The 25,452-nt window shown below is 62.2% G+C and carries 19 protein-coding genes and 2 pseudogenes; 13 read left to right on the forward strand and 8 right to left on the reverse strand.

Annotation, left to right across the window (positions count from 1 at the left end):
- Nucleotides 1-22: 22 nt before the first annotated feature.
- Together AB4N42_RS16740 and ligD are read left to right on the forward strand one after the other, a co-directional pair.
- Nucleotides 23-349 (forward strand): annotated as a pseudogene (locus tag AB4N42_RS16740) (DNA polymerase ligase N-terminal domain-containing protein); the annotation flags it as partial.
- Complete coding sequence (gene ligD, locus AB4N42_RS16745; protein ID WP_460115018.1) at nt 291-2,609, forward strand: DNA ligase D; 2,319 nt, start codon at nt 291-293, stop codon at nt 2,607-2,609. The pseudogene AB4N42_RS16740 and the gene ligD, both read left to right, overlap by 59 nt.
- A gap of 246 nt (nt 2,610-2,855) precedes the next feature.
- On the opposite strand, the gene AB4N42_RS16750 is transcribed toward ligD, so the two are convergent.
- Together AB4N42_RS16750 and AB4N42_RS16755 are read right to left on the reverse strand one after the other, a co-directional pair.
- A complete protein-coding gene (locus AB4N42_RS16750; protein WP_460115019.1) occupies nt 2,856-7,001 on the reverse strand; it encodes a CheR family methyltransferase in 4,146 nt (1,381 codons plus the stop codon).
- Nucleotides 7,002-7,154: 153 nt separating this feature from the next.
- Entirely contained in the window at nt 7,155-7,766 is a 612-nt protein-coding gene (locus AB4N42_RS16755; protein WP_249874605.1) for a Yip1 family protein, read from the reverse strand.
- Between the two features lie 167 nt (nt 7,767-7,933).
- On the opposite strand from AB4N42_RS16755, the gene AB4N42_RS16760 reads away from it, so the two are divergent.
- The 3 genes and pseudogenes from AB4N42_RS16760 to AB4N42_RS16770 form a co-directional block, all read left to right on the forward strand.
- Entirely contained in the window at nt 7,934-8,434 is a 501-nt protein-coding gene (locus tag AB4N42_RS16760) for a CinA family protein (RefSeq protein ID WP_181288788.1), read from the forward strand.
- Between the two features lie 11 nt (nt 8,435-8,445).
- Nucleotides 8,446-8,973 carry a hypothetical protein gene (locus tag AB4N42_RS16765; protein ID WP_217859588.1) on the forward strand — a complete coding sequence of 176 codons (528 nt, stop codon included), beginning with the start codon at nt 8,446-8,448 and terminating at the stop codon, nt 8,971-8,973.
- A 7-nt stretch (nt 8,974-8,980) separates the two neighbouring features.
- A pseudogene (locus tag AB4N42_RS16770) lies at nt 8,981-9,411 on the forward strand (DUF421 domain-containing protein); the annotation flags it as partial.
- A gap of 135 nt (nt 9,412-9,546) precedes the next feature.
- Here the strand turns inward: AB4N42_RS16770 and AB4N42_RS16775 are convergent.
- Entirely contained in the window at nt 9,547-10,404 is an 858-nt protein-coding gene (locus tag AB4N42_RS16775; protein WP_460115020.1) for an SDR family oxidoreductase, read from the reverse strand.
- A 187-nt stretch (nt 10,405-10,591) separates the two neighbouring features.
- On the opposite strand from AB4N42_RS16775, the gene AB4N42_RS16780 reads away from it, so the two are divergent.
- Nucleotides 10,592-10,996: a VOC family protein gene (locus AB4N42_RS16780; RefSeq protein ID WP_181288785.1), complete on the forward strand. Its 405-nt coding sequence runs from the start codon at nt 10,592-10,594 to the stop codon at nt 10,994-10,996.
- Between the two features lie 131 nt (nt 10,997-11,127).
- Here AB4N42_RS16780 and AB4N42_RS16785 read toward each other — a convergent pair whose 3' ends face one another.
- The gene (locus AB4N42_RS16785) at nt 11,128-12,276 is read right to left on the reverse strand and encodes a MalY/PatB family protein (RefSeq protein ID WP_460115021.1); all 1,149 of its coding nucleotides are present in this window, start codon (nt 12,274-12,276) and stop codon (nt 11,128-11,130) included.
- Nucleotides 12,277-12,514: 238 nt separating this feature from the next.
- Between AB4N42_RS16785 and AB4N42_RS16790 the strand changes: the two genes are divergently transcribed.
- Together AB4N42_RS16790 and AB4N42_RS16795 are read left to right on the forward strand one after the other, a co-directional pair.
- Complete coding sequence (locus AB4N42_RS16790) at nt 12,515-12,778, forward strand: DUF2790 domain-containing protein (protein ID WP_334597731.1); 264 nt, start codon at nt 12,515-12,517, stop codon at nt 12,776-12,778.
- A 26-nt stretch (nt 12,779-12,804) separates the two neighbouring features.
- Nucleotides 12,805-13,878: an alpha/beta fold hydrolase gene (locus AB4N42_RS16795; protein ID WP_217859583.1), complete on the forward strand. Its 1,074-nt coding sequence runs from the start codon at nt 12,805-12,807 to the stop codon at nt 13,876-13,878.
- A 183-nt stretch (nt 13,879-14,061) separates the two neighbouring features.
- Here AB4N42_RS16795 and AB4N42_RS16800 read toward each other — a convergent pair whose 3' ends face one another.
- Nucleotides 14,062-16,302 (reverse strand): xanthine dehydrogenase family protein molybdopterin-binding subunit, encoded by a 2,241-nt coding sequence (locus AB4N42_RS16800; protein ID WP_198796823.1) that lies wholly within the window; start codon nt 16,300-16,302, stop codon nt 14,062-14,064.
- A gap of 13 nt (nt 16,303-16,315) precedes the next feature.
- Nucleotides 16,316-16,789, reverse strand: a complete 474-nt coding sequence (locus AB4N42_RS16805; RefSeq protein ID WP_217859581.1) for a (2Fe-2S)-binding protein — start codon at nt 16,787-16,789, stop codon at nt 16,316-16,318.
- A gap of 260 nt (nt 16,790-17,049) precedes the next feature.
- On the opposite strand from AB4N42_RS16805, the gene AB4N42_RS16810 reads away from it, so the two are divergent.
- Nucleotides 17,050-17,982 carry an MBL fold metallo-hydrolase gene (locus AB4N42_RS16810; protein WP_030140626.1) on the forward strand — a complete coding sequence of 311 codons (933 nt, stop codon included), beginning with the start codon at nt 17,050-17,052 and terminating at the stop codon, nt 17,980-17,982.
- 70 nt (nt 17,983-18,052) lie between these two features.
- Here the strand turns inward: AB4N42_RS16810 and AB4N42_RS16815 are convergent, their stop codons facing one another.
- Together AB4N42_RS16815 and AB4N42_RS16820 are read right to left on the reverse strand one after the other, a co-directional pair.
- Nucleotides 18,053-18,442: a putative quinol monooxygenase gene (locus tag AB4N42_RS16815; protein WP_030140627.1), complete on the reverse strand. Its 390-nt coding sequence runs from the start codon at nt 18,440-18,442 to the stop codon at nt 18,053-18,055.
- Between the two features lie 182 nt (nt 18,443-18,624).
- Nucleotides 18,625-19,515 carry a LysR family transcriptional regulator gene (locus AB4N42_RS16820; RefSeq protein ID WP_030140628.1) on the reverse strand — a complete coding sequence of 297 codons (891 nt, stop codon included), beginning with the start codon at nt 19,513-19,515 and terminating at the stop codon, nt 18,625-18,627.
- Between the two features lie 168 nt (nt 19,516-19,683).
- Between AB4N42_RS16820 and AB4N42_RS16825 the strand changes: the two genes are divergently transcribed.
- From AB4N42_RS16825 to AB4N42_RS16840, 4 genes are all read left to right on the forward strand, one after another.
- On the forward strand, nt 19,684-20,766 hold the full coding sequence (locus tag AB4N42_RS16825; RefSeq protein WP_030140629.1) for a 4-oxalomesaconate tautomerase: 1,083 nt from the start codon (nt 19,684-19,686) through the stop codon (nt 20,764-20,766).
- A gap of 56 nt (nt 20,767-20,822) precedes the next feature.
- Nucleotides 20,823-22,127, forward strand: coding sequence for a CitMHS family transporter (locus AB4N42_RS16830; protein ID WP_030140630.1), 1,305 nt, complete (start codon nt 20,823-20,825; stop codon nt 22,125-22,127).
- A 94-nt stretch (nt 22,128-22,221) separates the two neighbouring features.
- Nucleotides 22,222-23,475, forward strand: coding sequence for an OprD family porin (locus AB4N42_RS16835; protein ID WP_198796827.1), 1,254 nt, complete (start codon nt 22,222-22,224; stop codon nt 23,473-23,475).
- Nucleotides 23,476-23,806: 331 nt separating this feature from the next.
- Complete coding sequence (locus AB4N42_RS16840) at nt 23,807-25,132, forward strand: NAD(P)/FAD-dependent oxidoreductase (protein ID WP_030140632.1); 1,326 nt, start codon at nt 23,807-23,809, stop codon at nt 25,130-25,132.
- Nucleotides 25,133-25,452 lie beyond the last annotated feature (320 nt).

The raw sequence follows: 25,452 nt of genomic DNA on the forward strand, positions 1-25,452 counted from the left end.
GAACCTCGACGATTACAACCGCATGCGCGATTTCGCCGCCACCCCGGAGCCGGCGGCGAAGCGCTCGCGCAAATCGACGAAAACCGCCCACGCCTTGCAATACTGCATCCAGAAGCACGATGCCACGCGGTTGCATTACGATTTCCGCCTGGAGCTGGACGGTGCGCTGAAGAGCTGGGCGGTGCCCAAGGGGCCGTCCCTGGACCCGAAGGTCAAGCGCCTGGCGGTCCACGTCGAGGACCATCCGCTGGACTACGCGACCTTCGAGGGCAGCATTCCCGAGGGGCATTATGGCGGCCGGCGACGTCATCGTCTGGGACCGGGGCGTGTGGATTCCCCAGGGCGATGTGCACGAAGCCTACGAAAAGGGCCGGCTCAAGTTCGAGTTGCGCGGGGAAAAGCTCGCGGGCCTGTGGAACCTGGTGCGCACCCATATGCCGGGCAAGCAGGAGCAATGGTTCCTGATCAAGCATCAGGACGAGGCGGCCCGGCCGGAAAGCGAGTACGACGTGGTGGCAGCCGAGCCTGACAGCGTGCTCAGCGACAGCACCATCGTGCCCAAGCGTCGAGGCAAGGCCGCTGCTGCAAAACCCGTCAAGCAGCCGGAAGAACCTGCCAAGCCGAAGTCGACGAAAAAAACCGGGAAGACCACCCTCAGCGGCGCCGTCGCCGCTCCGATCCCCGAAACCCTCAAGCCGGAACTGGCGACCCTGGTGGAAAGCGCCCCCGACGGCGACTGGCTCTACGAGATCAAGTTCGACGGCTACCGGGTCATGGCGCGCATCGACAACGGCGACGTGCGCTTGATCACCCGCAACGGCCACGATTGGACGCATAAGCTGCCGAAACAGGCCGAGGCCCTGGCGGCGCTGGGGTTGGAATCGGCCTGGCTCGACGGCGAGATGGTCGTCGCCAACGAGCAAGGCGTGCCGGATTTCCAGGCCCTGCAAAACGCCTTCGACGCCGGCAGCAGCGGCAAGATTGCGTATTACCTGTTCGACCTGCCGTACCTCAATGGCATGGACCTGCGCAAAGTGCCGGTGGAGGAACGCCGGGCCGCGTTGGCCGCCGTCCTCGAACCCAATGAAGACCCCTTGCTGCGCTTCTCGGACTCTTTCGAAGAGACCCCCGAAGCGCTGCTCAACAGCGCCTGCCAGATGCGCATGGAGGGGCTGATCGGCAAGCGCCAGGGCAGCGCCTATGTGTCCCGGCGCAGCAGCGACTGGATCAAGCTCAAGTGCAAGAATCGCCAGGAATTCGTCGTGGTTGGCTTCAGTGACCCGAAGGGCGCCCGCAGCGCGTTCGGTGCCTTGTTGCTGGGCCTGCATGACGTCGACAGCGGCGAGTTGCGTTATGCCGGCAAGGTCGGCACCGGTTTCAACGAAACCACGCTCAAGAGCATCTATCAGCAGCTGTTGCCCCTGGAAACGAAAAAAGCCGCCGTGGTCAATCCGCCCACCGGCTACGACGCCAAGGGCGTGCACTGGCTCAAGCCGGAGTTGTTGGCGGAAGTGGCGTTTGCCGAAATGACCAAGGAAGGCTCGGTACGCCATGCCGTGTTCCATGGCTTGCGCAACGACAAGCCGGCCAAGGCGATCACCCAGGAATTGCCGAAAACCATGAAGAAGACCGCGGCCAAGGACGAGGACGAAGCGGCGCCGGCCAAGGCGAAAGCCAAAGCCAAAGCCAAGCCCAAGGCTGCGCAGTCGCCAACGTTGGACGGCAAGGTCCGCATCACCCATCCGGATCGGGTCATCGACGCGAGCAGCGGCACGACAAAAATGCAACTGGCCGAATACTACGCCAGCGTTGCCGATTTCATCCTGCCGGAACTGGCCGACCGTCCTGTGGCGCTGGTCAGGGCGCCGGATGGCATTGCAGGGGAGTTGTTCTTCCAGAAGAACCCCGAACGCCTGGCCATTCCCGGCATCACCAGCCTGGACAAGGACCTGACCGGGCAACCCATCATGATCATCAACAACGCCGAGGCGCTGATTGGCGCGGTGCAGATGAGCACCGTGGAGCTGCACACCTGGAACGGCACTTCCGTGGACCTGGACAAGCCTGATCGCTTCGTCCTGGACCTTGACCCGGACCCGGCACTGCCTTGGAAAAGCATGGTGGAAGCCACGCAACTGACCTTGTCGGTGCTGGATGAACTGGGCCTGAAGGCCTTCCTGAAGACCAGCGGCGGCAAGGGCATTCACATTGTCGTGCCGATTACCCGCAAGTTGGGCTGGGACGAGGTGAAGGGTTTCAGCCACGCCATCGTCAGCCACATCGCCAAGCTGTTGCCTGATCGTTTCTCGGCGGTGTCGGGGCCGAAGAACCGCGTAGGGCGGATCTTCATCGATTACCTGCGCAACGGCCTGGGCGCCACCACCATTTGCGCTTACGCCGCCCGTACCCGCGAGGGGTTGCCGGTGTCGGTGCCGATCTACCGCGAAGAAGTGGCCGAGCTCAAGGGCGCCAACCTGTGGAACGTGCACAACGTCCATGAGCGGCTGGCGGAGGTGGGGCATGAGCCTTGGGCGGACTTGCGCAAGACCCGCCAGAGCATCACCGCCGACATGCGGCGGCGGATTGGGATGAAGAAGACTGTCAAGTAGCTTGAGCGGACCCCTTTTGTGACAGGTGGAACCACATGGCAGATCGAACGATTGTGGCGAGGGGATCACTGTGGCGAGGGGATTTATCCCCGTTGGGGCGCGAAGCGGCCCTAAGACCTGACACCTCGCTGTGTCTGACAAACAACCAGGGGCTGCTGCGCAGCCCAGCGGGGCGGTGCGACGTTTCGATAAATCCCCTCGCCACAAATGAATCTCGTGCCACAAGTTAGCGGTCAGGCCCTGGTTTTAATAAACCTGCGAACGCCGCAACTGCTCGATCGTTTCAATCAACTCGTCATAGGACACCGGCTTGCCGATGTGCTGGTCGAAGCCCGATTGCTGGGATTTATTCAGGTCGGTGGACGCGCCGTAGCCGGTCAGGGCGATGGCCGGGATGTGCTTGATATGGGGCAGCTTGCGCAGGGCCTGCATCAGTTCATGGCCGTTCATCACCGGCATCCCGAGGTCGGAAATCACCACGTCGAAACGGCCATCCTTGGCGGCTTCCAACGCCTCCAACGGCTGATCGAAGGCAACCACGATGGCGTCTTCCATCTCCAGCAGCAGCTTGAGGGTGTCGAGCACGTCGGGCGAGTCATCCACCAGCAGGATCGTTAAACCGCCCAGGCGCCCGGACTGTTCGTCGCAAGACTGCGGTTTAGGTTCGATCGCGGCATTGCTCAAGGGCAGGCGAATGGTGAAGGTGCAGCCTTTGCCCAGCCCTTCGGACTTGACTTCGACGCTGCCGCCGTGGGCTTCGGTCAATTGCCGGACCAGTGACAGGCCGATCCCCAGGCCTTCGCGCTGGTGGGTGGCGTGCTGGGTCTCGGCCTGGCCGAACAGGTCGAACACTTCGTTCAGGTGCTCCGCCGCGATACCCACGCCAGAGTCCTTTACGTCCAGGCGAGCCATATGGTCGTCATGGCTGGCGACCAGTTGCACCCGGCCGCCGTTGGGGGTGAACTTCAGCGCGTTGTTCACCAGGTTCCAGATGATCTGCTCCAGCCGGGTCGGGTCGGCATTGACGACCAGCTCGCCGCTGGAGCCCTCAGGCAGCTCAAGGGTGACTTTGTTCGGGTGATTGTCGTTGATCACCACGGTGTAGATGTCTTGCAGCACGCGAGCCAGATCGACCGGCTGGCGCTTGAGCTTGAGCTTGCCGGTGCGGACACGGGCCACGTCCAGCAGGTCGTCGATGATGCGCGCCTGGCTGGTGACCGCGTCGCAAATGGTGTTCACGGCCCGGGCTGCCGCGGTGACGGTCTTGGTCACCGGCAGGCGCCGCAGCAGCTCGGCATTGAGCTGGATCAGGTTCAACGGGTGCTTGAGCTCGTGGGACATGACCGCGAAGAACTCATCCTTCAAATGGCTGGAGTTCTGGGTTTCCATCAGCCGTTGGGTCTGTTCCTCATGCAGGCGCTTGTGGCCGGTGAGGTCACGGGCGATCTTCACGTAGCCCTGCAAATAGTCGCCGCTGAGCAGCGTGACCTCGCCGCTGCAGAAGAAGCGGCTGCCGTCCTTGCGCTGGTGCCAGCGCTCGTCTTCGCAACGGCCGTTGGCCCGAGCGGTGCTCAATTCCGTTTCGGGGACGCCGGTGGCACGGTCCTCCGGCGTGAACACGAAGTCGTAGTAACTGCCTTCGGCTTCGCTCTTGCTATGACCGAAGATCAGCTCCGCCCCGGTGTTCCAACTGGTGATCACGCCGTGCTCGTCCAGCAGGATGATCGCGTAGTCGCGGGTGCTTTCCGCCACCAGGCGCATGCGCTCCTCGCCCAAGCGCAGCTCTTCTTCGGCGGCTCGACGCTTGGTGATGTCGATGAAGGTCAGCACCGTGCCGTCGATATGGTCCTCGCTGGAGCGGTACGGCAGCAGCCGGGCGATGTACCAGCGAGCATCGCTGCTGCTGACTTCGCGCTCGATCATGTTCAGGGATTCGAACACCTGGGTCGCGTCCGCCGCCATGTCGGGGTAGTCCAGGCGATGGGTGATGTCCAGCAACGAACGCCCGGTGTCCACCGGAAGCATGCTGAAGATCTCCGTGGCCCGAGGCGTGAACCATTTGATGCGCATGCTGCGATCGATGAACACCGTGGCGATGTCGGTGGAAGCGATCAGGTTGGTCAGGTAGTCGTTGATCTTGTCGGTTTCTTCAACCTTGGTCTTGAGCTCGTAATTGACCGTCAGCAGTTCTTCGTTGATCGACTGTAGCTCTTCCTTGCTGGTCTCCAGTTCTTCGGTGGCGGAGCGCAGTTCCTCGTTGATGGCCTGCATTTCTTCGTTGGAGGCCTTGAGCTCCTCGCTGGAGACCTCGGCCTGCTCGATGGTGTCTTGCAGGTGCAACTTGGTCCGCTGCAGCTCGCGCTCCAGATTGGCCAGGACCTGGTTTTCGGTCTGGCTGGTGATGGTGCCGACCTGTTGGCTGGGGTCGACTTCTTCCTCTTCGAACACCACGAGCACGAACTCGCCATCGGACAATTCGTCGCGATACGGCTGGACCAGCAGGTCCACCAGGAAACGTCGCCCATCGCGCTCCATGTTGACCTGTCGCGACTTGACCGGCTGGCCGTTCTGGTTGACCTGGAACAACGCGGTGCGGATTTCCAGGCGCAGTTGCGGATTGATCAGCGTGAGCAGGTTGCGCGACATCTCGCCGCCGACATGGCGCAGGAAACGCCTGGCACTTTCGATCATGTGCAGGATGTCGCCATTGCTGTCGACGATGATGCTGGGTGGCGCGGCCTGTTCGATGGCGCGCAGGTGGATATCGGCAAACGACACCTTGCGCGGCACCGGGACCTGGGCGGGGACCAGGGACGAGGTGCTGCGCACGTAGCCGCCACGGGGCATGGTCGGGGTGCGGCGGCTGCTGGCAGTGCCGTACTTGGCCCGGAAGATCCGGTTGCGCTTGTCCACCGGGCTGAATAGCTCATGGCACGCATCCGCCGATTCCGAGGAACCGAGGAACAAATAACCGCCAGGACGCAGGGCAAAGTGGAACATTTGCAGGATTTCCCGCTGCACCTCGCGGTCGAGGTAGATCAGCAGGTTGCGGCAGACGATCAGGTCAATCTGCGAGAAAGGTGGGTCCGACAGCAGGCTGTGCTTGGCGAACAGCACGCGTTCGCGGATTTCCTTGCGAACCCTGAAACTGGCGCCTTCCTTCAAGAAGTACTGGCGCAGGCGGGTAGGGGGGACGTCGGTGATGATCGCTTCCGGATAGGCGCCGCCGCGACCCACGGTAATCGCCCGTTCATCGATATCGGTGGCGAATATCTGCAATTTGGCGCTGCTGGCGTCGTGTTGCAGCTGGTCGCTGAGCAACATGGCCAGGGTGTAGGCCTCTTCGCCGGTCGAGCAACCGGCTGACCAGACGCGGATCTCCTCCGGCGGCACGCTGCCCGGTTCCACCGGCTTGAGCAGGTTGGGCAGGACGTCACGCTCAAGGGCTTCGAAGGCCTCGCGATCACGGAAGAAGTTGGTCACGCCGATCAGCAGGTCGCCGAGCAGCGCCTTGGTTTCTTCCGGATGATTCTGCAGGTAGCTGTAGTAGGCGCCCAGGTCCGGTTGGGTGGTGACTTGCATGCGCCGTTCGATGCGCCGCAGCACGGTGGCGCGCTTGTAATGCTTGAAGTCATGGCCGGTGTCGGCGCGCAGCAGCACCAGAACATCATGCAGCGATTGCTCGGCGGCGATCGCCTCACGCTCGGAGGCCGGCGGTTGGGTATGGATCTCCGGATCGTTGGCGGTCGGCAGGCGGATGGCCTGGGAGTTGCGCCAGAGCTCCAAGAGCTTTTGCGGCATCTCGACGACAGGGAGGACCAGGTCGACCATTTGGGTGTCGATGGCGGCTTGGGGCATGCCATCGAACTCGGCGTCCTGGGGCGACTGGGCGATGGTCACGCCGCCTTGTTCCTTAATGCGCGACAGGCCCACGGCGCCGTCCGAGCCGGTGCCTGACAGTACCAGGCAAAATGCCCGGTCCTTGTGCACATCGGCCAGGTCCCGAAAGAACAGGTCGATCGCCACGTGCCCGCCCTGGCGCGGCTCGGCCGGGGAAACCTTCAGGTAGCCGTCGTTCATCGACAACTGATGGGCCGGGGAAATCACATAGACATGGTTCTTCTCGATCGGCACCGCCTCGGTCACCTGCAACACAGGCATCTTGGTGGATTCCTGGATGATCTTGTCGGCGATGCTCTGATGATCCGGGGAGAGGTGCAAAACGATCACGAACGCCATGCCGTTGTCCTTGGGCATGTGTTCGAAAAACTGCTTGATGGCCTGTAGCCCACCCGCGGAAGCACCGATTCCGACCACGGCGAAATCCAGGCTGCTGGGGCTCAGCTCTCGTCGCTGTGGCACGTTGGGAGAGCGTTTGCTTGAAGATGGCATATAAATTTGGCCTTAAGGGCGGCGGGGCGGTCCAGCGCTGCCGACTCGATTCGGGATACAAAAAGTCGCAGGATAGTCGGGTTACGCGAAGATTGCGAAAACTCACGCTTCGCTACGCCGCCGCCACCCACATTGTGTACCTTCAAAAGCCATTCAGCCTACCGGAACCCGCAGGTATTCCGGCTGCAGATAGTTGAACCACAGCAGGATCATTTCCACCAGGATCGTCACCAGCACCAGCAAACCCACGCCCCAGACGCTGGCCGAATACAGCAGGCCCTGTTCCTTCTTCAAGCCCATGAACTTGGGCAAGCCGACGAACAGCAGGAACGTCGAATAGACTGAAGCGGCCAGCAGGACCGCCACCGCCAGCCAGCGGCTCGGATACACGCCGAAGATTCCGGCCAGGAAATACGGGGTCGCGGTGTACGCGGCGAAACCGATGCACTGGTTGACCGTCGGTCGGGCCTCGAAGGTGCGCGACATCCAGCGGATGAACAACCCCATCAGCGACACGCCGACCACGATGGTCACGTACAGCAGCACGCATAGCTGTAGCGCGCTGGCGTGGCTGAGTCGCACGGTTTCGTTCTCGGCCAGGCTCCAACCGGTCCAGGTGGTGCCGATGAACAGGCACACCGCCGGGATCAACGCGAGCAACAGCAGATGCGCCAGGTAATGGTGTGGATGAGCCTGCTCTTGCTCGCGGATGTCCCCCCAGGCGAATTCGGGATGGGTGAACAGTTTGACGAAAAGCACGGACATGACGACCTCCTGATCAGGACAGCCTCTGCATGAGGCTCATACGGTTATGAGGTACAGGATTGGCCAGGGGTTTCATTTATTTGGCCGGTCCGGGCGACGGAGCGATAAAGGGAATGATTCGAAACGGCGGGGGTCAACCCATCAGCATCCATGAAGGACTGTATGCCATGACTGTTGCCCATTCCCTGATCGAGTACATGCGCGAACATGACTTGCGCCTGACCACCGCCGAGTCCTGCACTGCGGGGCTGATCGTCACGCTGTTGGCCGAAGTGCCGGGCAGCGGTTCGCTGATCGAAAGCGGCTATGTGGTGTATTCCCCAGAAGCCAAGCAACGCCTGCTCGGGGTCAAGCCACGAACCATCGACACCTTCAACCTGACCAGCCGTGAAGTCGCCGAGGAAATGGCCCTCGGCGCCCTGCGCGACGCCAACGCCAACGTCGCGGTCGCCACCACCGGCCTGCTCGGGCCGGACGACAAGGACGGTATTCCCGCCGGCACGGTGTGTTTTGCCTGGGCGTTCGAAGTGGACGGGCAACGCGCGCTGTTCAGTCGCCGGGAGCGGTTCTTCGGCGATCGTTCCCAGGTACAACGTCTCTCCAGTGAGTACGCCTTGCAACAGATACCGGGCTATCACCAGCGGGCTTTGACGGGCGATCGTCGATAGGGAGGACCGTCATGACCGACGAATACGACCAGGACGACCAGGATGACCACCGTAGCCGCGAGTTCCCGGTGCGCGAGGACATGGCGTTCCAGCACAAGGTCTGGCGTTTCGAACGGGTGGGTTGGTACGTGTTGGTGCTGCTGGTGATCCTGACCCTGCTCGGGTTGTTTTCCCGTGGCCCGCTGAGTAGCCGCGAAATGCACAGCGCCGACGGCAGCATTGGTGTCGAGTACGAAAAATTCCACCGCAACGGCTCGACCAACCCGATGATCATTCGCCTGAAGGGCGCGCCTGGCGCCGTGCTGGAGGTGGAACTCGGGGGTGACTGGCTGGAAGGGTTCGACGTGCAGAGCGTGCAACCGCAGCCCATGCGCTCGGCGGCCGCAGGACCGGGCATGAAAATCTGGCTGCAGGCGGATGGCGAGGGGCAGGCCAACCTGCACCTGTCGTTGCTCGGCGAAGGCCTTGGCACCTATCAAACCCGCATCGCCACGTCCCATGGCGCGGTGGTGACGTTCAATCAATTCATCTTTCCTTAGGTGACGTATGGATTCGGTATTGCGCGCCGCCGCGATGTACGCGGTATTGATGGTGCTGTTCAGGATCGCGGGCGTCGTTCTCTGGCTGAGATCACCACCTTCGACTTTGTGCTGTTGATGATTATCGGCGAGGCGACCCAGCAGGCGTTGCTGGGGGATGACTTTTCGATGACCAACTCGTTCATGGTCATCGTCACGCTGATTGCCATCGACGTCGGGTTTTCGTTGCTCAAGCTGCGCTCCGATTGGGTGTCCCGGCTGATAGACGGCGGCCCGACCATCATCGTCGAGGACGGGCGCATCTTGGAGGGGCGCATGCGCCATGCCCGGCTGATCGAGGCAGACATCATGGAAGCGGCCCGCTCCAGCCAGGGCATCGAGACCCTGGACCAGATCAAGTTTGCGATTATCGAGCGTAACGGGAAGATTTCGGTGATTGCCAAGAGTGATCCGAAGGACGCTTCTGTGGCGAGGGAGCTTGCTCCCGCTGGGGTGTGCAGCGGCCCCAACATCTTGCGGTCGCTGCGCAACCGAGCGGGAGCAAGCTCCCTCGCCACGGGGATGTGCGTGTGCTTACAGGATCGGCTTGCCCCCCGTCACCGCATATCGCGAGCCAGAGATGTAACTGGACTCATCCGACGCCAGCAGCACGAAGATCGGCGCCACTTCCACCGGCTGGCCGGGACGGCCCAGCGGCGTCTGGGACCCAAAATTCTGCACTTCTTCCTCGGGCATGGTGGCGACGATCAGCGGCGTCCAGATCGGCCCCGGCGCAACGCTGTTCACGCGGATGCCCTTGGGCCCGAGCATCTGCGCCAGGCCGCAGGTGAAGTTGGCGATGGCGCCCTTGGTCGTGGCATACGCCAGCAACGTCGGCTTGGGCATGTCGGAGTTGACCGAGGTGGTGTTGATGATCGAGCCGCCGGCCTTCATGTGCGGCACCGCGGCCTGGCAGATCCTGAACATCGCGGTGATGTTGATATCGAACGTGCGGACCCATTCCTCGTCGGGGATTTCTTCCAGGCTCTCATGGGTCATCTGGAACGCGGCGTTATTGACGAGCACGTCGATACGCCCGAAGCGCGCCACGGTTTCATCGACGACCTTGCGGCATTGCGCCTTGTCGGCGAGGTCGCCCGGCAGCAACAGGCATTGGCGGCCAGCCTGCTCGACCCAGCGCGCGGTTTCCTTGGCGTCTTCATGTTCGTTCAAGTAGGAAACGGCCACGTCCGCGCCTTCGCGGGCGAAGGCAATCGCCACGGCGCGCCCGATGCCGCTGTCGGCGCCGGTGATCAGCGCTATCTTGTTCGCCAGGCGTCCGGAGCCCTTGTAGCTTTGTTCGCCGCAGTCTGGGTAAGGCTCCATCTTCTGCTGGCTGCCAGGTACGGGTTGTTGTTGCTTGGGGAAGGGTGGGGTGGGGTAGTTGGCCATTGTCGTTCTCCATGTCGAGTGGTTGCGATGGAGGGTGGACTTCGGGCTTTCCAGCAGAGTTCGGTTGGATTATCCCGTCGGTCGATGAGCGTGACCGGCAGCGGTTCGTCGACTGACCCTACGTCCGGGTGAACGTGGGTAAGGCCGTCTATTCAAATGTCAGGAAAGATTCAACAGGAGAAACAGCATGTTCAGTCACATACAGATTGGCGCGCGGGACCTGCCGAAAATGGTCGCATTCTATGATGCCGTGCTCGGCTGCCTGGGCTTGGTGCGCATGGAGAGCGAGGATGATTCGGGGCCACCCGGGGAGGGCTGGCATCAGCCTGGCAAGCATTGGCCGCAAGTGTTCGTCCAGGTGCCGATCAATGGGCTGCCGGCGACGTGGGGCAATGGCATGCAAGTCAGCTTTGCTGCTGAGTCACAGCAAGCCGTGCGCGACGCCTGGAAGACAGCGCTCGACCTGGGCGGTTTCGACGAAGGCGCACCGGGCCTGAGGCCGCAATATTCAAAGGATTATTACGGCGCCTATTGCCGGGATCCGGAGGGGAACAAGTTGTGCTTTGTGCATACGCCGGATATGCATGACTGACACCAGCATGGTCTGAGATTGGTGCCTTTGTGGCGAGGGGATTTATCCCCGCTGGGTCGCGCAGCGGCCCTGTTTTTTGCGGTCGCTGCGCAACCGAGCGGGGATAAATCCCCTCGCCACAAGAGATTCGGTCAGGCTCGGGATTTCAGGCTGCGCTCCATCCGCGCAATCCCTTCCTCCAGCAACGCCCGGGGGCAGCCGAAGTTCAACCGCACGAACTGCCCCGCGTCGTCGCCGAAATCCAACCCGGCACTCAAGCCGACCTTGGCTTCCTTGAGGAAGAAACCCTGCGGGTCGTCCAGCCCCAACCCGGAGCAATCCAGCCACGCCAGGTAGGTGCCTTGGGGCACGGTCATGGTGATGCCCGGCAGACGGGTCTTCACGGCTTCGACCAGGTAATCGCGGTTGGCTTGCAGATAGTCCTTCAAGGCTTCCAGCCACGGACCCGCTTCGCTGTAGGCCGCACGGGTGGCCTCGAGGCCGAGGGCGTTGACGCTGTCGACCATGCCGGCCCTGGCCGCGTTGACCCGTTCCCGCAGCTTGGCGTTCTGGATGATGGCAAAGGAGGTCTTCAGGCCGGCGATGTTGTAAGCCTTGCTGGCGGACATCAGCGTGATGGTGCGTTCGGCAATCTCTGCGCCAAGGGTGGCGGTGGGGATGTGCTTGCGACCGTCGAAGCACAGCTCGGCATGGATTTCATCCGAGATGATCCAGGCGTCCTGCTCGACACAGATGTCTGCAACTGCCTTCAATTCGCTGTGGCCGAACACCTTGCCCAGCGGGTTGTGCGGGTTGCTCAGCAACAGTGCGCCGCCGCCGTGCAACGCAGCTGTCAGCCCGGTCAGGTCCGTGTGGAATTCGCCGTTGAGCGGGTTGAACGGCAGCTCCACCTTCTTCAGGCCCCAGTTCCCCGGGGCGTTGCGCAGCGGCGGATAGTTGGGTACCTGCACCACGACGTTCTGCTGCGGTTCCACCAGCGCATGCAAGGCCATGTTGAAGCCCGGCTCGACCCCTGGCAGGAAGAGGACCTGCTGGGGCTCGACGCGCCAGGCGTATTTGCTCCAGAGGTCGGCGACGATGGCGGCGCGAAGGTTGTCCTGGGCCACGCTGTAGCCGAGCATCGGATGCTCCAGGCGCTTGCGCAGCGCATCGACGACCACCGGTGGCGCGGCGAAATCCATGTCGGCCACCCACATCGGCAATACCTCGGCCGGGTAGCGGCTCCACTTGGTGCTACCGGTGCCGTGGCGCTCGAACACCAGGTCGAAATCGAAAGTCATGGTGGTTCCATCAGGTCGGGGAAGGGTGGTCGCCATGATAAAGCAAACTTCCCGCAGGAAAAGATCGAAGTCCTCCCGAGGCAAATGTATCGCTGTGTATCCAGAGCCTTTGTAGACACGAAACGATTCCTCCAAGCCCATCGGCGACACACCCGAGATACCTCACCGGCGTCAAATGAGCCCCATTGAGACAGCACACGCCGTCCCAGGTACTCACTCAAACGTCGGAGACACCGCCATGAACTTCAAGCACCTCAGCATCGCTTCCTTGTTCGCCATCCTCAGTCTCGGCGCCGTGGCAGCCAACGCCCAGGACACCGTCAAGCCGCAGGCTTACATGTACGGCGATCACCTGGACATCGCCAAGGTGCTGTCGGTCAAGCAAGGGGCGGGGTCGGGTTGTGGCGTCGTCGAATCGCGCATGACCTACCTGGACTCCACCGGCGCGATCCGGGCGCTGGACTACAGCGCGATTGCCCAGGATTGCGGCCAGGACAACTGAGGCGTCGGCCTTCAAGGAGATCTACCATGTACACCACTTTGTCGAAGCCAGAAAACCTACAGCGCCACCGTCGCCGGTTTGCACCCACCGTCCTCGCATGCGCGCTGCTGCAACTGGGCGCGTTGGGATTGGCATCGTTCCAGGCAAATGCGGCCGATGTTCCCGCCACCACTGTCGGCACGATCATCCCGGGCAGCCACACTTCGTTCGGGCCGTTGAAGCATGTCAAGGCTGGCCTGTTGGACGTGGCCTACGCTGAAGTCGGTCCCGCCGACGGGCCGGTGGTGATCTTGCTGCACGGCTGGCCTTACGACATTCACAGTTATGCGGATGTGGCGCCGGCGTTGGCCGAGAAGGGCTATCGCGTGCTGATCCCCTATGCCCGGGGCTACGGCGATACACGCTTCCTGTCGGGCAAGACCCTGCGCAACGGCCAGCCATCGGCGCTGGCCAGTGACCTGATCGATTTCATGGACGCACTGAACATCAAGCAAGCCGTGCTCGGCGGCTATGACTGGGGCGCGCGAACCGCCGACATCGTCGCAGCATTGTGGCCGGAGCGTGTGAAAGCGCTGGTTGCGGTGAGTGGCTACCTGATCGGCAGCCAGGAGGCTGGCAAGGCTCCGCTGCCGCCGGCCGCCGAGTTGCAATGGTGGTATCAGTTCTACTTCGCGACAGAGCGTGGTCGCCTGGGCTACGAGAAGAACACCCATGACTTCGCCAAGCTGATCTGGAAACTGGCCTCGCCGAAGTGGAGCTTTGACGACGCGACCTTCGATCGAAGCGCCGCGGCCTTGCAGAACCCCGATCACGTGGCTGTCTCGATCTACAACTATCGTTGGCGCCTGGGGCTGCTGAAGGGCGAGGCCAAATACGCAGGGCTCGAAAAGAAACTCGCGACCTTTCCGTCCATCGCCGTGCCGACGATCACGCTTGAGGGCGACGCCAATGGTGCGCCGCATCCACCGGCAGAAGCCTATGCCAAGCGCTTCACCGGTAAATACCAATATCGACTGATCGACGGTGGCGTGGGTCATAACCTGCCGCAAGAGGCACCGCAGGCCTTCGCCCAGGCTGTGATTGACGCAGACCATCTGTGAAGTCGCCGCAATAGCTGACAAGCGGTGTCCCCGTGGCGAGGGAGCTTGCTCCCGCTGGGCTGCGCAGTAGACCCCACAAGGCTAGCTGGGATCAGCCTGACACCCAGCGGTGGCTGGTTTGGGGCCGCTTCGCGACCCAACGGGAGCAAGCTCCCTCACCACGGGTTTGGCATCCACTTCCAATCAAGCCAGGCTGAACGGCAACTGCCGCAGTGGCTTGCCCGTCAGGCTGGCAATGGCATTGGCAAACGCCGGCGCCAAGGCCGGCAGGCCGGGTTCGCCCATGCCGGTCGGCGGCTCGGCGCTGGGGACGATGTGCACGGCGATCTGCGGCATGTCGGTGATGCGCGGCACGCTGAAGTCGGCAAAGTTGCTTTGTTGCACGACGCCGTCCTTCAACGTCACCGCGCCACCAGGCAGGCACATTGACAACCCCATCAGCGCGGCGCCCTGTACCTGGGCTTCGACGCTGCGCGGGTTGACCGCCAGATTGCAATGCACGCCCGCCGTAACGTTGTGGAGCACCGGACGGCCATCCTGCACCGACGCCTCGACCACGTAGGCCACCACCGAGCTGAACGACTCATGTACCGCCACGCCCCAGGCTTGGCCGGCGGGTAGTTGGCGCTTGCCGTAGCCGCTCTTGTCCACCGCCAGTTGCAGCGCGTCACGATGGCGCGGGCTCTGCTCGCCAAACAGCTTCATCCGGTAGGCCACTGGATCCTGCTTCGTCGTGCGGGCGATTTCGTCGATCAGGGTTTCCATCACGAAAGCGGTATGGGTCGAGCCGACGCTGCGCCACCAGAGCACGGGCACGTTGAGCTTCGGATGATGCACGGTCAATCGCATCGGCAATGGATACGGATCGCGCATGCCCTCCGTGGCGGTGGGGTCGATGCCGTTTTTCATCTGCCCGGCGAACAGGGTGCCGGTGAGGATGGATTGGCCGACCAGGGCGTGGTCCCAGGCCAACACCTTGCCGCTGTCGTCGAAGCCGATGCGCGCGCGGTGCAGGTGCATGGGCCGGTAATAGCCGCCCTTGATGTCGTCTTCCCGGCTCCACAGGGTGCGGATGGGCGCATCGAGCCCGGCGGCGCGGGCGGCCTTGGCGACTTCGCAGGCCTGCACGACAAAATCATTGGTGGGCACGCCGCGTCGGCCAAAACCACCGCCCGCTGTCTGCACATTCACCTGGACTTGCTCGGGCTTGAGGTTCAACACCTTGGCCGCCGCCGCGCCATCGCCGCCGGGGAACTGTGTGCCCACCCATAATTGGGCACGGCCCTCGGACAGTTGGACGGTGCAGTTCAGCGGTTCCATGGGCGCATGGGCCAGATAAGGGAATACGAACTCGGCCTCCAACTGGTGCGGCGCGGAGGCCAGGGGCTTCATATCGGCATCGAAGTGCAGCGGGCCGGATTGGCCAGCCAGCTCGCGGTACTGGGCCAGTTGTTTTTCCGTGTCGACTTTTTCGACCTTGGCCGCGTCCCATTCGACTTTCAGCGCGTCACGACCCAGCTTCGCCTGCCAGTAACCGTCGGCGATCACCGCGACACCTTCGGCACCGCCATCAAGCGGCACGCGCAGCACGGCTTTTACGCCTTTGGTGGTGCGTGCGGCGCTGTCGTCCAGGGAGGCGATGCGGGCGCCGAACACCGGCGGCCGGGCGACCACTGCGGTGAGTTGCCCCGGCAAATGCACGTCGATGCCGAAATCCTGCTGGCCGCTGCTCTTGGCCTTGGCGTCGAGGCGGTTGGTGGCCTGGCCGATGATGCGAAAATCCTTGGGATCCTTGAGCGTGACCTTCTCCGGCACGGGCATCGCCATGGCGGCTTCGGCCAACTCGCCGTAGGTCGCCTTGCGGCCGCCCGGGCCCAACACCGTGCCGTTTTGCGTGGTCAGGCTGGCGGCGTCGACGTTCCAGCGCGCCGCCGCCGCGGCCAGCAGCATCGACCGGGCGCGGGCGCCCAGTTCGCGGTATTGGGTGTAACTGTTCTTGATCGAATTGGAACCGCCGGTGAGGTGGATGCCAAAGGCCGGGTCCATGTAGGCCGCGTCGTTGCTGCCGTTGCGCGTGCGCACCAGGCTCCAGTCGGCGTCGAGTTCTTCGGCGAGGATCATTGGCAGGCCGGTCTGCACACCTTGGCCGAACTCCAGGCGATTGATCGTCACCGTCACTTCGCCGCTCGGCGCGATCTGCACGAAGGCCGAAGGTTGTTGGGTCGGCTTGAGGGGACCTTCGCCCGCGCCATTGGCTTGCTGCCCAAGGGCCAGGTGAGGAAACGCACCCAAGGCCAGGCCGCCGATGCCGACGATTTTGAGGAAGCTGCGGCGGGGCAGGGTCGCTGGACCGTCCGCATCATCGCGCTCAAGCAGGTGCTGCAAGGCGCGCGGAAGTTCGGTTGGAAAAATCTCGTTGAGCATGGCGAAGTCCCTGTCAGGCGAGGGCTTTGGCGGCATCAGCCACCGCGGCGCGGATTCGGGCATAGGTGCCGCAGCGGCAGATATTGCCGGCCATGGCCGAGTCGATCTCGGCCGGGGTCGGCTGCTTGCCCTTGGGCTGGGCCTTGAGGAATGCGGTGGCGCTCATGATCTGGCCGCTCTGGCAGTAACCGCACTGCGCGACATCGTGCTTGACCCAGGCTTCGTGGACGGCGCTGCCCACCGGGTCGCTGCCATCGGTGGCTGCTTCGATGGTGGTGATCTTCTTGCCAATCGCCGCCGCGACCGGCGTCACGCAGGACCGGATGGCCTGGCCATCCAGGTGAACGGTGCAGGCGCCGCACAAGGCCGCGCCGCAGCCGAACTTGGTGCCGGTCATGCCCAGCGTGTCGCGCAGGGCCCACAGGATCGGGGTGCCAGGGTCTACGTCAACCGTGTGCTCACGGCCATTGATATTGAGGGCGCTCATAGTCGGACCAGCTCCAGATGGTTGGGCACCGATTACTATAGGAAGCATTGGGGACGATAGCTTGCACGATCCGGTCCGATGATTGCCCAATCTTGCAAATCACCCACCGTTCGTTTGAAACGATCACGCCAAGATGTGGGCGCGGCATACCCTCGTATGGTATCGAGCGCGCCACGCCACGCCGCACACTCGTTCTCCAGGTGAACCGTTGTTCTGGCACAGGAAAGACGGTTCGCCCCATTCATGACAGGAGAGCGATCATGACGATGCATCAGCAAGACACCGCGCAAAAACAAGCGATCCAAGGGGTATCCGCGACCGAAGAACTGGTTCCGTCGCGCTACGCACTCAAGGTCGGCGACATCGATGTGCTGGTGGTCAGCGATGGCGTGCTGCCGCTGCCGACCTCGACCATGTCCACCAACGTCGACCCGGCCGCCCGCGCCGCGTGGTTCAAGGATATGTACCTCGGCCCCGACGCATTCGATTGGGCGCTGAACGTGCTGGTGGTGCGCAGCGGCGAGCAGACCCTTTTGGTCGACGCCGGCCTGGGTGGCCAGTTTCCCGGCTTCCCCCGCGCCGGCCTGTTTCCCAAGCGACTGGAAGCGGCCGGCATCGAGCTTTCCTCCATCACCGACGTGGTCATCACCCATATGCACATGGACCACATAGGCGGGCTGCTGGTCGATGAGGTGAAGAGCCGTCTGCGGCCGGATGTGAAGATTCATGTGTGTGCGACCGAAGTCGAGTTCTGGGCCAACCCCGATTTCTCACGCACTGTCATGCCTTCGCCAATACCGGAAGTGTTGCACACCACCGCGCAGCAATTCATGGAGGCGTACCACGACAAACTGCACACCTTCGAGCAGGAATATGAAGTGGCGCCGGGCGTGGTGGTCAAGCGCACGGGCGGGCATACGCCGGGGCACAGCGTGGTGCATGTGACGTCCGGCAATGAAAAACTGACGTTTGCCGGCGATGCCCTGTTCCCGGTGGCCTTCGACCATCCCGATTGGCAGAACGGCTTCGAGCACGACCCTGAAGAAGCGGTGCGCGTTCGTGTACGGCTGATGCAAGAAGCCGCGGCGAGCGGCGAGCTGTTCGTGGCCACTCACCTTTCGTTTCCTTCCGTGGGCCGGGTGGCGGTCAACGGGGATGCGTTTCGCTGGGTGGCGGGGTCTTGGGATTATTGAGTGTTGGCTGGGCCTGGGCGTTCGTCCGGGCCCGGCGATTTTGCTGCGCAGCAAAGCTGCCCCGACGGTTTTATTTCGAACTCAGTTGGACCGGCATCGTCTCGATCAGCCGACGCGAGCGGATCATCGATTGCGTTTGCTCGACGTAACGCTTGAAATGAGCAGACATGATGTGGGACTGGTAAGCCTGCTCATCTGCATAGATTTCGAAGAAATGGAGTTGATGCGGATGGTCTTTATCCGCCACCGAATAAATAGCGAGCACGCCAGGCTCCACCCGTGCGGAGATCTCCATCTCCTCCTTGACGATCTCGGTATAGCGCTCCAGTTGAGTCGGATCGATTTCCAGCTGCGCGATACGGACCACAGCCGTGGGAGGCAGGGTTTGCGCCGATGCCTCACTGCCAATCGCCAGGGTGGCTGATAACGCGCATGCATAAAACAGGTGGCTGAGCTTCATGGGGTCTCCTGACTGGTAGGTTCATACATTCGATCGAGCGACGCGATCCGGCATCCGGGATGCGCATCCGGGGAAAGGGCGGTTCACTATAGCGTGATGGTATGGCTGAACTGTTCCTGAACAGCGCTCAGCTATCCCGATTGCAGGCGTTGCCATCGTTGTACGTCCTGTTCTTGCCGCTCCTACTGCGGCCACTGCTCCAACAGAATCGAAACAAACTTCTCCGCCGCGGGAGACAGCGATGCACCCCGTCGATAGACCAGGCCAAGGGATCGGTTCACCACCGGCTCGATCAGCGGCACGCTGACCAACGTGGGATGGTCCTCGGCGGGCATTGCCAGGCTGGGCATCGCCGACACGCCGAGGCCGGCCTCGACCAACCCCAGCGAGGTGGACAGGTGCTGCACTTCGTAGAACCACTGCGGGCGCCAGCTCAGGCCGGACAGGGCGTGATCGAGCAGCATCCGGTTGCCGCTCAGGCGTCCAACCCCGATCAACCGATAATCGCTGAGTTCCGACCAGGTCACGGCACTGCGCGCTGCGAGTTCATGGTCCCGGCGGCAAGCCAGCACAAAGGGTTCGTTGACCAAGGGCACGAACTCGATGTCCGGGTGTTGGCCGCTCATCATGTTGATACCGAAATCGGCTTCGCCGCGTAGCACGGCTTCCAATCCTTCGTTGGCGCTGAGATCCAGCAGACGGATGCGGATCTTCGGATAGCGCTCGTTATAGAGCCGGATCACCGAAGGCAAGAAGTAGAACGCCGCCGTGGGGATGCAGGCCAAGGTCACGCGGCCGATCTGCCGCTCCGCCAGTTCGCGGATGTTGAGGATCGAATCGTCGAAGTCGTCCAGCAGGCGCCGCGCCTTGGGCAGGAAATCACGCCCGACGCTGGTGAGGCTGACCTTTCGTGTCGTGCGGTCGAGCAGGGCGGTGCCTAATCCCTCTTCGAGTTTTTTCATCCGTCGGCTCAAGGCGGGTTGCGACAGGTGCAGCGCATCGGCCGCCTCGTGGAAGCTGCCAAGTTCAGCGATTTTCACGAAAGATCGGATGTCCTGGAGCTCGTATTCCATGTTTTCTCTCGGTGGGATGGGCGGATTGACTGGCGTCGGATCCTAAGATAATTCTTTTGTGAAACGCAATAATAGCTCCGATCTTTGCATTGGAATCACTTTTTAAACCCTGCCACTCTTGTGTCCTGAACATCAATTATCCAGATTGATCAACAAGAGTTACTGTTCATGCAACGAATTCCTTGTGTACTCATGCGCGGCGGCACTTCCAAAGGTCCGGTGTTTCTTGCGTGGGATTTGCCGACAGCGATCCCTGAACGTGACGAGTTGCTGCTGAATCTGATGGGCTCGGGCCATGAGCTAGAAATCGACGGCATCGGCGGCGGCAGCCCACAGACCAGCAAAGTGGCGATTGTCAGCCCGTCGCTGCACGCCGATGCCGACGTTGACTACCTGTTCGTCCAGGTCATGGTTTCCCAGCGTCGGGTCGATACCGCACCCAATTGCGGCAACATGCTGTGCGCCGTCGGCCCGTTTGCCATCGAGCAAGGCTTGGTCAAGGCAACGGGCGACCTGACCCGTGTGCGGATCCGCAACCTCAATACCGGAACGTTCGTCAATGCCGAGGTCCAGACGCCGGAAGGCAAGGTCAGCTACGAAGGCGACACCGCCATCGACGGCGTGCCGGGCACGGCTGCTCCGGTGCAACTGACCTTCCTTGATGCGGCGGGCAGCAAGACGGGCAAGCTCTTTCCCACCGGGCAATCCCTGGACCTGATCGACGGCATCCCGGTGACCTGTATCGACATGGCCATGCCGATGCTGATCGTCGAGGCGAGCCAGTTGGGCAAGCGCGGTGACGAAAGCCCCGCAGAGCTGGACGCGGACAAGGCGTTTTTGCAGCGCCTGGAATCCCTGCGACTCAAAGCCGGGCTCGCCATGGGCCTGGGCGATGTCAGCGACAAGGTGATTCCCAAGCCGGTGCTGGTGTCGGCGCCAAAGTGCGGCGGGACGATCCAGGTGCGCTACTTCATGCCGCACAACTGTCATCGCGCCTTGGCGATCACCGGCTCCATCGGCTTGGCGACCGCCTGCGTGACCGACGGCAGCGTCGCGGCCAATCTCATCGGTGGCGCCAGAGAGCCGCGTTTGCAGCGGGTGCGCATCGAGCACCCCAGCGGTGGTATCGATGTGGTGTTGTCCTACACCGGCGAAAAGGGTGAGACCATCCGCGCCTCGGTGGTCCGTACCGCTCGCAGGCTCTTTTCAGGTTTCGTCTACGCCACGGTTTCCCAGCGCCTGGCCGGATAACCCAGGCAGTCCTTGTCATTGCATCAGCTACTCAATAACAACAAGAGATCTGACATATGCTCGCTTTACTTGGCTTGGCCATGGTGGTGGTCTTCACCTTCCTGATAATGACCAAACGGCTGTCGCCGATCGTTGCTCTGACGATCGTGCCGATCATCTTCGCGGTGATGGGTGGTTTTGGCGGCACCACCGGCAAGATGATGCTGGACGGCCTGAAGATGGTCGCACCATCGGCCGCGTTGCTGCTGTTCGCGATCCTGTTTTTCGGCCTGATGATCGACGCCGGCCTGTTCGACCCGCTGATCCGCAAGATCCTCAAGCGGGTCAATGGCGATCCGATGAAAATCGCCGTGGGCACGGCCCTGTTGTCGCTGCTGGTGGCACTGGACGGTGACGGCACGACCACCTACATGATCACCTGCGCGGCGATGTTGCCTTTGTACAAGCGCATCGGCATGAACCCGATGATCCTGGCGACCGTGGCGATGTTGTCGCTGAGCATCATGAGCGGCATGACGCCTTGGGGTGGCCCGGCGACCCGCGCCATCGCGGCACTGGGCCTGGATGCCGGCGAGTACTTCGTGCCGTTGCTGCCGACCATGATCGGTGGCGCGATGTGGGTGGTGTTCACGGCGTTCCTACTGGGCCGTGCCGAGCGCAAGCGCATCGGCAATATCCAACTGCAAAGCGGTGGCGGTGATTGCTATATCAAGGCGATCCTCGAAGACACCCCGCACAAGCGTCCGAAACTGGCCTACGTCAACCTGCTGCTGGTGGTCGCGGTGATGGTCGCGCTGGTGATGGGGATAATGCACTCGGCAATCCTGTTCCTGATCGGCTTCGTGCTGGCGCTGGTCATCAATTATCCCCAACTGGACATCCAGAAGGAGCGCATCCTCGCCCATTCGGGCAACGCCATGACCGTCGTGCTGCTGGTATTCGCGGCGGGGATTTTCGCCGGGATATTTTCCGGGACGAAAATGGTCGACGCCCTGGCGCAAACCCTGGTCGACTGGATTCCGCCTTCCTGGGGCCATCTGTTCCCCCTGGTGGTGGCAATCACCAGCATGCCGCTGACGTTCGTATTGTCCAACGACGCCTACTACTTCGGGGTCGTGCCGATCCTCGCAAACGCCGCTGCCGCCTATGGGATCCATCCGGTCGAAATCGCCCGGGCGTCCATCCTCGGCCAACCGGTGCACCTGATGAGCCCGCTGGTGGCTTCGACCTTGTTGCTGGTGGGCATGGTCGACCGCGACCTCGGTGACTTCCAGAAAGCCACCATCCAATGGGCCGTGCTCACCTCCTTGGTGATTACCGCGCTGGCCTTGCTGACCGGGGCGCTGACGCTGTTCTCCTGATTCACCCGACATCACGTTGCCTGATCGCCTGACGCACCCTCCGCACGCGGGTGCGGGCTGGCCTGCACCCAATAAAAACAATGAGTAGCCAGACATGAACACTTTGCTTACCCGCGGGGCTTTGTTTCCGATCCTTGGGCTATTGCCCCTCGCCACGGCCAGCGCCGAAGGTTTCATTGATGACAGCAAGCTCAAGCTGCAACTGCGCAACGTGTACTTCAACGAGAATTTTCGTGATGAGCACGGCATGAGCCCACGGGCGGCGAGGACCGCCAAAAGCGAACGCACCGAATGGGCCCAGGGCTTCCTGCTCGACTACCAATCGGGTTTTACGCCAGGCACTGTCGGCTTCGGGGTCGATGCATTGGGCCTGCTCGGGGTCAAGCTCGACTCCGGGCGTGGCCGCAGCGGCACTGGTCTGCTACCGGTTCACGATGACGGCCGTGCCGCCGACGAATTTGCCAGCGCGGGCATGACCGCCAAGGCCCGACTGGCCAAGACCACGGTCAAATACGGCACCTTGCTGCCAAAAACTCCGGTGCTGATCTACAACGATGCGCGGTTGTTGCCCCAGACCTATCAAGGGACCCAGATCAGTAGCAATGACATCGACAACCTCACGCTGACGGGCGGGCACGTGGAGCGTTTCAAGCTACGGGACTCCAGCGACAGCATGCCGATCGTGCCCGACGGTTATGGTGGCGACCAGTCAGGCGATTTCAGCTACGCCGGTGGCGACTACAAGCTGACAAAGAACCTGCGCTTGAGCTATTTCCATGGCGAACTGGAGAACTTCTACCGGCAGCACTTCGCCGGGATCCAACACGATTTGCCGCTGGGCCCCGGCGTGCTCACCAGCGACCTGCGCTATTTCAACAGCGCCGATTCCGGCTCGGCCTACGGCGGTAAAGTCGACAACGAGATGCTCAATGGCCTGTTGTCGTACGCCGTGACCGGCCACACGTTCAGCGCGGGCTACCAGAAACTCAGCGGCGAAGCGGGGCTGCCCTACATCAGCGGCGCCACCGTGTATTCCTTCAGCAACGTCGGGATCGGCAAGTTCATCGAGGAAGACGAAAAGACCTGGATGCTCGGTTACGGCTACGACTTCGCTCGCCTTGGCATGCCGGGCCTGACATTGACCAGCCGTTACCTCAGCGGCAACGACGGCAAGTCCAACAGCACCGTGAAGGAGTGGGAGCGTGATGCCGAAATCGCCTATGTCGTGCAGCAAGGCACGTTCAAAGGCCTGGGCGTGAAACTGCGCAACTATGTCTATCGCTCCGATTTTTCCCGGGGGCGCGACAGCAACCGGATCTACGTGACCTATGACGTGGCGCTTTGGTAGATGATGCTGTTCACTTGAGAACCATGATGGACCCGTGGCGAGGGAGCTTGCTCCCTCGCCACGGGGCATTGTTCTCAAATGCCCCATCGGGGCTTTGACGGCCCATTGTCGAGTGGATTTTGTATTCCAACGAGCAACTCGTCGATTTCAAGCACACCGATGCCCGCGTTCGTGGCGTCCCGCAAAGTCTGCTGAACAGGTCTCGTAAAACGGTGGTTTGTACCAGGCAGCCTATGCTTTTAACGGTTTATGCACGGTTTCCAAGTGTTGTAATAAAGCCATGAAGAAGATGTGCTTTTTACTTCCCGGCCCTCAATGGACATCCTGACAAATGCCTGCACCGTTAACTTCCGTAGAGACGAGTTCCGAGCTGCCGACGCACGCTGATGTGGTCGTGATTGGCGGCGGCATCATCGGGACCTTTACCGCCTATTACCTGGCCAAGCGCGGCATGAAAGTCGCCCTGGTGGAAAAAGGCTGGATCGGTGCCGAGCAATCGAGTCGAAACTGGGGCTGGTGCCGCCAACAGAATCGAGACGCCCGTGAGTTGCCGCTGTCGACCAAGAGCCTGGACCTGTGGGAGCAGTTCGCAGCGGACTCCGGCGAGGACACCGGCTTCAAGCGCTGTGGTTTGCTCTACTTGAGCAACAGTGAGAAGGAGCTGGACGGCTGGGCGCAATGGGGTGAGTTCGCCCGGACCGTGAATGTCAAAACCCATATGTTGACGGCGGAACAGGCTGCTCAACACGGTCGAGTGACGGGCAAACCCTGGAGGGGCGGGGTGTTTTCACCGACCGACGGCACCGCTGACCCGTCCCGCGCGGCACCGGCGGTGGCGCGGGCAATCATCAAGCTGGGTGGCACGGTGCATCAAGGGTGCGCGGCGCGTGGCCTCGAGACCGAGGGCGGACGGCTGTCCGCCGTCGTGACCGAGAAGGGCACCATTCGCACCCCTCTTGCTGTTCTCGCGGGCGGCGCGTGGGCCTCGTCGTTCTGCCGGCAGTACGGCATTCGTTTTCCCCAGGCGACCATTCGCCAGACCGTAATGGCGGTGTCCAAGGGCGCCCCGGAGATCCCGGATGCGCTGCACACCGCCGACATTTCCATGACCCGGCGCTCGGATGGCGGCTTCACCCTGGCAATCAGTGGCAGGGGGCGGGTTGACCCGACGCCGCAACTGCTGCGTTTCGCCCCGCAGTTCCTGCCGATGTTCCAGCGCCGCTGGCGCAAGCTGGCGCCCGGTGGCTTGCAAGGGTTCCAGGCGGGACACGAAGGCCTGGGTCATTGGCGCCTGGACCAGCCCACCCCGATGGAGAGAATGCGGATCCTGGATCCCAAGGCAGATGCCCGGGTGGTTGAATTGACGTACAAACGTGCGATCGACCTGGTGCCGATGCTGAAGGCCTCATCGATCACCGGAGCCTGGGCCGGTTATGTCGACAGCACGCCTGACGGTGTCCCGGGGATCGGTGAAATGGCGGAGCTCCCGGGCCTGGTGCTGGCGGCGGGCTTCAGTGGCCACGGTTTTGGCATCGGCCCGGGCGCGGGTCATCTGATCGCCGATATCGTCACGGGCATGGCCCCCCTGGTTGACCCACGACCCTATCATCCGGACCGTTTCCAGTCTTCGTCCTGGGGCAAGGTCGCGGAGTTCTAGAGACGCGGAAATCTCACTGGCAAGACAACAAACGGGCGCACCCGCAGGGGCTGCGCCCGTTCTCGTTGTGCCGGCGCAGATTCTGCCGCACGCCGCGGTTCAAGAGGCTTTGCGCGCACCATAAATGGCCCCGGACGCCTTGAAAAAGGCCCGGATGCCCAGGCATGGCGCATCCCGCACAGTCTGCTGAGCGGGCCCCGAAAAACGGTGGTTTGTGCCAAGCGACCTATACTTTTAACGGTATATGCGCGGTCTCATGATGCTGTAATAAATCCGTGATGCAGCGTCGCACCCCCACCTCCAGAACGGTGCAATCGCTT

It is taken from the genome of Pseudomonas sp. H2_D02 (genome assembly GCF_054677635.1).